We start from the raw sequence: 11275 nt of genomic DNA, 5'->3' as shown, positions 1-11275 counted from the left end.
CCACAATAACAATTAAAATTGTAAGTTATTTAATTCGCGCTCCTTACTACTTTATATCGTTTCGGAGATCCTTGGCCTGCTTATACAGCGCTCATTGGCAGGAAAACATTAAATGTAGTTTTGCCCGCAATTGATTCCACTTCAATTTTTCCCTGATGTTTGTCAACAATCTTCTTGACAATATCTAGTCCTAATCCGCTGCCTTCTCCTGCTGGCTTAGTAGTAAAAAACGGGTCAAATATTTTCGATTTTATCTCTTCAGGTATCCCGCGGCCGCTGTCGGTAATGCTAATTTTAGCCTGGTAATCTTGAGCCGTTAACTCAATTGTTAGCGTGCCTCGATAATCCATTGCTTGCAAAGCATTGTGAATTAAATTCGTCCAAACTTGATTGAGTTCGTCGGGATAGCACAGTATCGGCGGGATTTCGGCATAGTTTTTGATGACCTCAACTCCCTGTTTGAGGAGATTTTGATACAGGGTTAAGATTGTTTCAATACCTTCTGTAATATTGGCTGCTGTTTTTTCGCCCGATTGTTCGTAGCGGGCATAAGTTTTTAAGGCAAAAACTACTTTTGATGCTCTGTCTGTAGCTGTGTTGATAGTAGCAATGCCTCTTTTTAATTCGGAAAGTTTGTAGGCGATTTCTAGGATGTGTACACTATCGGATCTTTGCAACAAAGGGACAAAGGCATCTATTTCATTATAAACGCCCATGATTACTAGGCGATCGGCTATGGTATCGGCATTATCAATCTCTAGTTCTCCCAGTTGGCTTCTCAAAGCTCTCTTCAATTTGCGTTCTTCTTTTGTTGATAAGCTTGCTTCTTGTTGGATGGAACGCTGAAGTAATGCTAAGAAATTCTGCCCTTCTTCTGGGGATAGAGATTGAAAAAGTGCGGGCAAATCTTCTAGGGTTTGATTCAAGAATTTGGCAACATTTCCGGCTGAGGAACGAATCGCACCTAGGGGAGTGTTAACTTCGTGAGCAACTCCGGCAACCAGTTGTCCTAAAGCTGCCATTTTTTCTGATTGAATTAATCCTTCTTGGGTGGCTTTGAGTTGTTGGAGAGTATCGCTTAGTTCCTGATTTTTGGAGTGCAAAGCTGATTCAGCTTGTTTGCGATCGCCGATTTCTCGCCAAACCGTATGCAGAATTTCCTTACCATCTACAGGAATTACAGTCAGCAATACTTCGACCCAAAACTCTTCTCCATCAATGCGACGGTGCATCCATTCAAACCGATGACTGCCTCGCTCGAAGGCTATGGCTGTCATTTCCTTGGCTTTCTCAAAAGAGTCTCTACCATCCGGTTGAATCTCCGGAGAAAGTTGAGCCGGATGCAAGGAAAGAAGCTGTTTTTTGTCAGTGCAGCGCATCATTTTGACCGTTGCGGGGTTGCAGTCGATAAACAGGCCTCCATCTAACAGCAGAATAGCATCGGCTGATTGCTCGTAAAGTTGTCGGAAGCGAGCTTCTGACTGCTGGAATTCCAGGGTGCGTTCTTCTACTTTTGCCTCTAAGTTGGCATAGAGTTGGGCATTTTCTATCGAGATGGCAGCTTGGGAGGCTAAGATATTTAAGACTGCCAACCGATCGGGAGTAAAGGCATTTGTAACGAGAGTATTTTCTAAGTAAAGAATGGCGATTACCTTTCCTTGATGTTGAATCGGTAGACATAAAACCGACTTTGGTTGATGCTGGATGATATAAGAGTCAGCAGCAAAGGTAGCCTCAGTCGTCGCATCATTAATTACTAAAGTTTCTTGGGTGCGTGAGACATAGTTAATAATCGCGAGCGGAATTTCGTTAGAGTCAACAACGAGAGTTGAGTGCAGGTGGCACGATTTACCGCTCACACATTGAGCCGCGACGAAGAAAGAATCTCTTTTTATCAAAATCATAGAGCCTTTTTCGGCTCCCGCATTCTCAATCATCACTTGCATCAAAGTGGAGAGCAACTTATCGAGGTTGATTTCTCCTGAAAGTGATTGAGATGCTTTGATTACTGTTGCCAAGTCCAGAATTTTTGAAACACCTGAACTGGTACTGGTAACAGTTCCCGTCATCATTTTGGCAAGTGTATGACCTCTGTTTAAGCTCGTTTTAGGGTGAAAAATAGGCGCAAGTAATTGGAGATAGCGCTTTTCTAAATCCTCAACTTTTGCCTGGGCTCCCCAGCGTGCATAGGCGTAGTAAGCATCAGTTAGGTAGACTTGGGCAATTTTTTCTTTTCCCCAGGCTAAATAGAATTTGGCTGCCAGCTCGTTGCTAAGTGCTTCTTCGTTAATGTACTGATTTTCTTTAGCGAGTTTAATGGCGCGATCGTAATAATCCATCGCCTCCATATTTTGACCTAACACTCGATGTCGTTCAGCCTCTACTAAATACCATTTATGCAAATAATTCATGGGAGCATTTTGCGCCCACTGATGCAGCGTGCTTTGATGGGTTTTCACGAGGGCTAGAATGGAAGCTTGCTCGGTTTCTGGCTGTGTGGGAAAAAGTGCCAGGTGGGTGAGGGCTGCATAGAAATGGAAAATGGGGATAAAAACCAATCCCGATGCTGCTATCAAATACTGTTTGGCTGCGGCCATGTAGTCTAGAGCAGCCGTGTAATTACCCCATGAGTAAGCAAGTAGCAGTTTGTAGATGTAAACAAGGGCGATCCCCGTCAGGTCATTGTTCTGATGGTGCTTAGGAATCATCACCGTTTCATCGTAGCTCTGGCCGATTAAGCAATCCGACAGAATACGGGCTTCCCTCAAGTTCTTCACCGTCTGGTGCGTCATATCCAAATAAGCATGAGAATATTGCTTCGCCTGAGCCAAGGCTGCGCTGTAACTTACTATTTCGGTTTCCCAAGTGTCTAGTTCTACCCCAGCAAAAAATTTGGCAAAAAAGTAATTAACTATGTTGTAGCCAGCGTAGAGAAAGTCGCCAGTTTCCATGCCAGCCATATACCCATTTTTCAGCGTCGGTATCGCTGCCAAGAGAGATTCTTGGCGATGTTGAATCCAGCCACCAAACAGAAGCAGAATTATAGACTTGAATTCGGGTACATTGAGCCGATCCAGTAAGGAGAGTGCCAATTGTATGAAGTCATAGCCGGTTTCCACCTCTCCCAAAAAGCCACACAGCACCATACCGTGAATTGCATACCCCACCGTCGATGCAGGTGCATTCCCAAATTGGAGCGATAAACTCACCATAGTGGAGCTAAGGAATGGTAGTAAACCGGAGTTTCCCATGAAAATCGGTCCAGGTAACATTCCTAATAGTTGCATCATTTCCTGAGTCTGAAGATCGGTCATCACTGGCAGGTTAACCAGTTCTTCAATTCGTTTGCCGCTTAGTTGGCCCGCAAGAGTTTGTAGTGCTGTTCCTATCAAGGCTTCGTCAGGTGTGGTGGGGAGTTCAACCCCCAATTGCAAGAGTGCGTTTCTGCCCACGGCGATCGCCTCCAACATTTTGCTCTGGGCTGTCTGGGTGGCAATTTGAATTATATAAATTTTAACTTTATCTAAAATCGTCTGAGCTTCTTGCAACACCAGTGCGGCTATCTCTTCCATTCCCTCAAAGTCGCCATTCAAATAGGCAGCTTCAGCGGCAGCAATATAGAGATTCAGGGTCAATTCATACTGACTCTGCCAGCAGTTTGCTCTCAAGAGTTCAATCCCTGTTTGCAGATAGATATTTGCCGCAGCATAAGCAGTTGAAGCTTTAGCTTTACGTCCGGCAATTAAATTTAATTGAGCTAGTCGATCTCGCTGAGTCTGATAGTCAATTAACTCCACCCCCATATTCAACTGGTTGACAATATCAAAAATTTTCTCTTGTATTTCTGCTTCAGGAGTATTCCTCAACAGCAGTTGCCCAATTTCGAGATGAGTTGACTGTTTCTGGGATTCGGGAATTAGAAAATATGCTGCTTGCTGCACTCGGTCATGTAAAAACTTGTAGGGAACCGATAACTCCGACGCTTGTGCAACTTCAAATGATTCCGAGTCCTGAAAAAACTTGTAAACTTCAGTAATCGGAATAACTAACCCTTCTTGCAACGCTTTCCACAAATCAGCGGCTGTCTCACTCTGAGATTTTTCATGAACAATAGCCAGGGTTTCTAAGTCAAATTGGTTGCCAATACAAGCTGCAAGTTTCAGAAGATTCTGGGTGTTGACGGGCAACTTTTGCAACTGAATCGCCATAAATTCGACCACATCATCGGTAAAAGCTAGCGTCCTAACTTGGGAAATATCGCATTGCCACCCCACCCTTGCTCCCCTTTGCCAAGGGGGGGGTGGGGGGGTAAGATAAAACGTAATTAACCCATCTTTATGAAGAAATTTGAGAAATTGAGTAGCAAAAAAAGGATTCCCTTTGGTTTTGGTAAAAATTAGTTCTGTCAGAGGAATCGCCCTTTCTGGTGGACAGGAAAGAGTATCGGCAATCAGGCAATTAAGGGAAGCTTTGTCTAGGGGTGCTAAAGTAATTTGGTTGACTGTTGCCGAGTCTTTGCGAATCTCATCCAAGGTCAGGATCAGTGGGTGTGCTGGAAAAACTTCATTATCCCGATACGCTCCCATTAACAACACATAGCGGGTATTCGTCTCGCTCATCAACAATTGCATTAGCTTCAATGAAGCCGAGTCTGCCCACTGCAAATCATCCAAAAAAATTACTAAAGGATGCTCTTTTGTTGCGAACACTCGGATGAAGTTTTGAAATAATAAATTGAAGCGATTTTTAGCGGCTGTTCCCTCTAGTTGGGGTACTTTTTTCTGCTTGCCAATTAGGTGTTCTAATTCTGGAATGACATCAATAATGACCTGACCGTTTTCACCCAATGCCTCCAATATTTTGATTTGCCATTTCTGCACCTGGGCCGCACTTTCGGTGAGTATTTGCCGCATCAAATTCTGGAATGCTTGTACCCATGCAGAAAAGGGAATATCACGCTTGAATTGGTCAAATTTTCCTTTGATAAAGTAACCCCGTTGGCGGACAATGGGTTTGTGAACTTCATTCACTACAACGGTTTTACCAATACCGGAAAAGCCAGCTACTAGCATGATTTCGACTCTCCCTTGCTCCCCGTTGTTAAGGGTGGGGTGACTGATGCGATCGAAGGCTTCTAATAGGGTCTTAACTTCAGTTTCTCTACCGTAGATTTTTTCGGGAATGACGAAGCGATCGCAAATATCCCTATTCCCCAAGGCAAACTGGCTAATATTGCCATTTTCTTGCCATTGCTGCCAACAGTTTTCTAAGTCGTATCGCAGTCCAACAGCACTTTGATAGCGTGACTCGGGAGTTTTCTCCATCAATTTCATAACGATGTTATTCACCATTACCCCAATAGCTGGAACCAGATATATTGGGGGAGTTGGAATCTTGGCAATATGACAGTGAACTAACTCCATTGGATCGGTAGAGTTAAAAGGTAATTGCCCTGTCAGTAGTTCGTAAAACGTGACTCCCAGCGAGTAAAAGTCTGTGCGGTAGTCGATACCCCGATTCATTCGTCCCGTCTGTTCTGGGGACATATAAGCTAGGGTTCCTTCTAAGACGTTTGGATTTTGGATTTCTTGGTTTTCTCTGGGTAAAAGAGAGGAAATGCTGAAGTCAATTAATTTAACTTCTTTAGTTTGAGGGTGAATGATAATATTCTGGGGCTTGATATCTTTATGAATTATTCGGTTGTGATATAGTCCTTCTATGGTTTGGACAATCTGAATCGCGATGGGCATAAATTCATCGATCGATAGGGGCGAAGTATGGGGGGAGGAAACCTCAGAATTACTTGATAGGCGATCGCCCAAATTCTTCGCTTCAGCCTTAGCAGTATACTCAGCAAGGGAAACACCGCCAACATCCTCCATTACCAGAGCAAAAGCATTGCGGTAGTTTAAGAGTGCAATGGGTTTGACAATTCCCCGAAGGTCAAGATTTTTGGTAATGGTGTACTGATTCCGCAACTCCACGAGTTCGCTAAAAGTGGGATACTCGCTCAATAGCAGTTTGATAATTACTTTTTGGTTTGACTCAGAAAGTCCTCGATAAACCTGTGTTCTAGAGCCATTGTAGATTTGCTCAATGATGCGATAGCCGGGAATTGTTAGCAAATTATTAGTCATGCCCAAGAGGTTAAATAAAGATTCTATAGATGCTACTGGAGGCTGAAGCGGTAAGGTGCGCATTGCGCACCCTACAGAAGAGAATTTATACACCCAGGACTATTAATCTGAAATTCTTGGTTTTTCAAATTTTATATACTCGCGCTGGAATTAGCTAAGTTTTCCACCGCTATTTTAAGATTTTCGACAAGGGCTAAATGATAATCGGTGAAAAGCCGATCGCCCGCAACGTTCCAAAGCTAACTTATGTTTAGCATTACCATATCCTTTGTTGTTTGTCAAGTCATATTCAGGATACTTAACAGCTAAACGCAGAATTAATTCATCGCGCCAAACTTTCGCCACAATACTAGCAGCAGCAATCTGAATCGATCGCGCATCACCCTTGATCATCGTCTGTTGCTCGATCGACAAATTGGGAATCCTTTGATTGCCATCAACCAAACACAAATCAGGAGTCACACTCAGCTTAAGAATCGCCCGCTTCATCGCCAACAAAGAAGCCTGCAAAATATTGAGGCGATCGATCTCCCGCACCGAAGCCGCACCAATTTGACAGTCAACCGCCACAGCCCGGATTTTCACAGCTAACCGAGTCCGGGCTCCGGCACTCAACTGCTTGCTGTCGCGCACCCCGCAACTTGCTAATTCATCGAGAACTTCGTCGGGCAAAATGCAGGCTGCAGCCACCACCGGCCCAAACAAAGCCCCTCGTCCGACTTCATCCACACCTGCAATTACCAGAGGGTTCGAGCCAGAGGGGGAAAGGGGAAGATGGAAAGATGGGAATAGAGTAAAAATTTCTACTTCTTCCTTCTTCCCTCGAACCTCGGACTTCTTCCTTCTTCCCTCGGACTTCATATCACTCATCCAAAACGGCTGACGAGCGGCGCCGCCGTCGCCGGTTGATAGCAGGCTCCTCGGGTTCGCTGGGTTCGATCGGCTCATTGACTTCGATCGGCTGATAGGATTCGATCGGCTGATAGGATTCGATCGGCTCATAGGATTCGTCCATCACATCGCTGGGTTCCTCCATGCGATCAAAATCATCAGTTTGGTCGATCGAACTCTCGCCATAAATTTGGGCCTCATCATCCTCAGAAAATACAGGCTCAACTACCGACCTTTCTGGATAATAATCCCGTTCCTGTGCATTCTCAGCAGGCGCCGTCGGTTCAAATTCAAATTCGAGCTGCTCGAAAGGCGGCTTGTTCGGGGCCACACCCGGGAGAGTCACCGAAACGATCGCATTCTTAGGATTTTTGACGCTGCGATCAGTAAGCACCAAAGGAGAAACCCCCATCAGAGCATAAACATCCTGCTCCTCCGCTGTCATTTCCACCGAAATCACCTCCGGAGGCTCCACCATCGGCTTCATCAACTCAGACTTAGCCGGACGCACGCGATCGAAATCCTCGCGCCTGCCAACAGTCGCCATATTCACCAGCCCGAAGCCCTCGGAAGCGGCCCGGATGCCGGGAGGGGCCAGATACTCAGAGCGCGTATCCGCGACGGGGGCGCTCGGAGTATTTGGCAGGCGCAACTTGCTGCGCACCGGTTCCTCCTCCACCGGGAGGGCAAAAGGCTCTTCACCAATCCGGCGGCGGCGGCGCCGTCTGGTTCCGTTCCCCAAATCCTGATAGCTGGGATGGTTGAGCAAGTCCAAAGGCGAGGCATTGGTGCCGGTCTCAAAATCCACAGTTTCGCTCTGAGGTTCCCAAGCAGCCCGAGCAGGTTCGGGGGGGCGTTCTTCGCGCACTGGTGCAGGAGTTGCAGCCGCCACAGGCGTCAAGCTGCGGCGTTCCAATCCTTCAGGCAAATTCAACAAAACGCGGTTCGACGTAGCAACGGTGCGATCGCCCGATTCCCGCACGGCTGCGGCGAAGTCTTCTTCCCCGGGGAGTTGCACCAGATGACCCAACCCGCTGCAAGTAGGACAACTGTGGCCAAACAACTCGTAAATATTTTGACCTTGGCGCTTGCGAGTCAGTTCTACCAGTCCCAATTCCGACAGTTGAGCGATTTGCGGCCGAGCTTTGTCAGCTTTGAGAGCTTTATTGAAATGTTCCAGCACCTGCAACTGATCGCGGCGGGATTCCATGTCAATAAAGTCAACAATAATCACCCCGGCAATATTGCGTAACCGCAGTTGTCTAGCAATTTCCGTTGCTGCTTCGCAATTTGTCCAGAGTACAGTTTCCCGAGCCGTAGCCGATCGAGTAAAGGAGCCAGAGTTGACATCGATCACCGTCAGCGCCTCAGTCGGCTCGATAATCACATAACCGCCCGAAGGCAAATCCACCCTCGGTCTGAGGGCTTCTCGAATCGCAGCGTTAACGCGGAAAAATTCTAAAATCGAGGCGCGCTCTCGGTGGTGGTCGATCAAAACTCCCGCAGGAAGTTTACCGCCGTTCCAGCTCATCAACTGCTGCTTCACCCGCTTAATTCCATTTTGCGAGTCCACCACAATCCGATTCACGTCACCGCTGAACATATCCCGCAGCACCCGCTGGATAAAATCGTCATCGCGGTTGAGCAGTGCCGGCGCCCGCGAGGTACCGCCTTCGAGTTGAACGGCTTCCCACTGTTTTTGGAGCACTTCCAAATCTTCCATGATGGCTTCTTCAGTCATCCCTTCAGCTTCGGTGCGTACCAGCAGCCCCATCCCGGCCGGTTTCACCAAAATAGCCAGGGCTCTGAGGCGGTTGCGCTCGGCTTCCGACTTAATCCGCCGTGACAGATTGACTCCCCTGCCGTAGGGCATCAGTACCAAATAGCGGCCTGGCAGAGTAATATTGCCTGTCAGCCGGGGGCCTTTGCTGCCCGTCGGTTCTTTCATCACCTGTACCACCACTTTCTGCTGCGGGGTCAGGAGTTCTGTAATTGCTCCTGCCGAGCGTTTAAGGCGCAGCGGGCCGAGGTCTGTTACGTGCATGAACCCGTTACGTTCGGGGTCGCCAATATTGACGAATGCCGCATCTATCCCGGGAAGTACATTTTCTACAATTCCCAAGTAAATGTCGCTGACTTGGTGGCTGCCTGTGGCTACCACAAGTTCTTGGATTTGATCTTCTGAAAAGACGGCAGCAATGCGATGCTGCTCTGCTATAACTATCTGCTTTGTCATTCAATTTCCTCACAAAACTGGCAGCAAGTTAGAGATACTTACGCACTCATAGTGTCTCTGACTTTGACTGTAATTAGTAGTAGCTTGAAGAGTTATTAGCTGTGAGTTGGTGCAGGGTGGAAGGAAATTTAACTGTTAACTGTTGACTGTTCACTGTTACAGATAACAGTTAACTGTTCACTGTTGACTGTTCACTGTTGACTGTTCACTGTTAACTGTTACAGATAAAGTAGTTAAACCCGCCCGTACAGAGTTATGAGTTATGCTCAGCAGATAAATCTGAGAGATAGAAAGAAGGAGGCTTTTATCGAGTTAGCAATATTGAGTTTTGAGTTGAGAATTGCGAAATCAATACTCAAAATTCAACACTTACAACTCTTCCTTTGAACTCAGCGAATAAATTCAGTGACACCGTACCAATTTCTTAACACACAACTTAACACTACGAACTGATAACTCCGCTTGCGTGGTGGTTGAGGGGTGGTTTTGAGCGAAAGTAGGTAGGAGTGAAAGCGCCTAGACTTTTGTTGAATTCTTGCGCGATCGCACTCAACACGCCCCTGTTTGGCATTCGACTGCAACCTCCGCCCCTGCCAACCCTAAAACCTCGTCAGTCGATTTGAGATTTGAGATTTGAGATTTGAGATTTACTCCACAGATGAATCTGGGAGATTGAACAAGAGTCTAAAATCTCAAATTTTTGGTTTTCCATGACTCCTGTCGGGGGCTTATCTCCGTTTTTTGACGGGTCAGTCGATTTGAGATTTGAGATTTGAGATTTGAGATTTGAGATTTACTCTACAGATAAATCTGGGAGCTGGAACTTTAGTCTAAAATCTCAAATTTTGGTTCTCCACGACTCCTGTCGGGGGATTATCTCTGTTTTTTGACGGGTCAAAAAAATCTATTGTTGAATACCCGCTCTACGGTTTGAACCGTGAGATTTTTGAGTAAGCCGAGGGCCGACAACCAGTCGAGCGGTCGAAATTAATCGCTAAAGTTGGTTCCTGCCCCGCTCCTGCGGGTTTGGCGCTAGATTTAGCCCGTGAATGTATACAACAAAAAGGCTTGAAGTCTTGAACAGAAGCAATTTGCACCCAGCCCGCGTTGCTGGTTGACGAGGGCGGCGAGCGACTAAAGCGCTCGAGCCGCCGCGGCTTCCATAACAAGCGATTATAGCGTTAAACGACACATCCCGATCGAGAGCCGAAGGTGAAATATTCCACTCTTAGCTTCCCTATCTTAACCATAACCCAGGATTAGCTGACTACGCTCAACCTGCAGAAGCTGAATTTCCTGCTGGCTGACTTGTTCGAGCATGAACACAATATGTTCTGGCTTTAGCAAGTTGCCGTCGCTGCGACAACTCCCGGTATAGCGCAAGACGGCTCTACCTTCGGATGTACCACCAGAGGCTCTTGTGCTACTTTCTGATTTCTGCTCTACAAGTTCTAGTTTGTGCAGCCGATCGCGCAAATTGACATCCTGCGTCTTTCCCGACTTAGTAGTGTGCACCCGCCAAAAAGCCTTTGTTTGGGCGATCGTCTTGACCCAATCTTCCCAGTGGGCCTCATCCGCGACGGAGACAGCAGCAGAATTCTCCAGCCCTAATTCGCCATTTACGGCCAAGGAACCCGCGGAGGCGACAGTAATTACGTACTCCGCTGCTTCCAACAACTGACTAGCAGAAGGAGCCTTGAGATCGATCGACTCAACCTTGTAAATCGGAATATTTTCCGGCAGCTTGGCCGCCAACTTGGATCGAAAACTCTCAACTGAGATCGACTCAGTTAGCTCAAAGTCGGCAATTTCCCCAGTGCTGGTAACGCCCAGAGGCAGAGCATTTGCCAGAGAAATCCGAGGGTTCGGGTGAAACCCGCCCGTAAAAGAAATGGGCAAATCCGCTCTGCGGACTACTCGATCGAACAATCGGATCAAATCCAAATGACCAACCAAAGCCATATCGCCCACCTTCCCGAACCAAACCCGAAAACGCTGTTTCCGCTCGGTA

Annotated in this window: 5 protein-coding genes; all 5 read right to left on the bottom strand. The window is 46.8% G+C overall.

Annotation, left to right across the window (positions count from 1 at the left end; translation table 11 throughout):
• Positions 1–80 precede the first annotated feature (80 nt).
• Positions 81–6137, bottom strand: a complete 6057-nt coding sequence (locus tag ACUVJL_RS26360; RefSeq protein ID WP_445248542.1) for an ATP-binding sensor histidine kinase — start codon at positions 6135–6137, stop codon at positions 81–83.
• A gap of 174 nt (positions 6138–6311) precedes the next feature.
• A complete protein-coding gene (locus ACUVJL_RS26355) occupies positions 6312–6998 on the bottom strand; it encodes a ribonuclease HII (protein ID WP_445248541.1) in 687 nt (228 codons plus the stop codon).
• Position 6999: 1 nt separating this feature from the next.
• Complete coding sequence (locus ACUVJL_RS26350) at positions 7000–9264, bottom strand: Rne/Rng family ribonuclease (RefSeq protein ID WP_445248540.1); 2265 nt, start codon at positions 9262–9264, stop codon at positions 7000–7002.
• 442 nt (positions 9265–9706) lie between these two features.
• The gene (locus tag ACUVJL_RS26345; RefSeq protein ID WP_445248539.1) at positions 9707–9835 is read right to left on the bottom strand and encodes a hypothetical protein; all 129 of its coding nucleotides are present in this window, start codon (positions 9833–9835) and stop codon (positions 9707–9709) included.
• Between the two features lie 671 nt (positions 9836–10506).
• The coding region (locus ACUVJL_RS26340; RefSeq protein ID WP_445248538.1) for a TIGR03936 family radical SAM-associated protein at positions 10507–11275 on the bottom strand (769 nt) is incomplete at its 5' end.

This window comes from Microcoleus sp. OTE_8_concoct_300, assembly GCF_031383065.1.
GTDB lineage: Bacteria > Cyanobacteriota > Cyanobacteriia > Cyanobacteriales > Microcoleaceae > Microcoleus.
The sequence above is the reverse complement of the archived record's forward strand: the minus strand, read 5'-3'. Positions and strand labels throughout refer to the sequence as shown.

Coding starts and splice junctions, on each gene's coding strand:
- ACUVJL_RS26345 (WP_445248539.1), bottom strand. CDS start 9,835: ATGCCAAACAGGGGCGTGTTGAGTGCGATCGCGCAAGAATTCAACAAA.
- ACUVJL_RS26350 (WP_445248540.1), bottom strand. CDS start 9,264: ATGACAAAGCAGATAGTTATAGCAGAGCAGCATCGCATTGCTGCCGTC.
- ACUVJL_RS26360 (WP_445248542.1), bottom strand. CDS start 6,137: ATGACTAATAATTTGCTAACAATTCCCGGCTATCGCATCATTGAGCAA.
- ACUVJL_RS26355 (WP_445248541.1), bottom strand. CDS start 6,998: ATGAAGTCCGAGGGAAGAAGGAAGAAGTCCGAGGTTCGAGGGAAGAAG.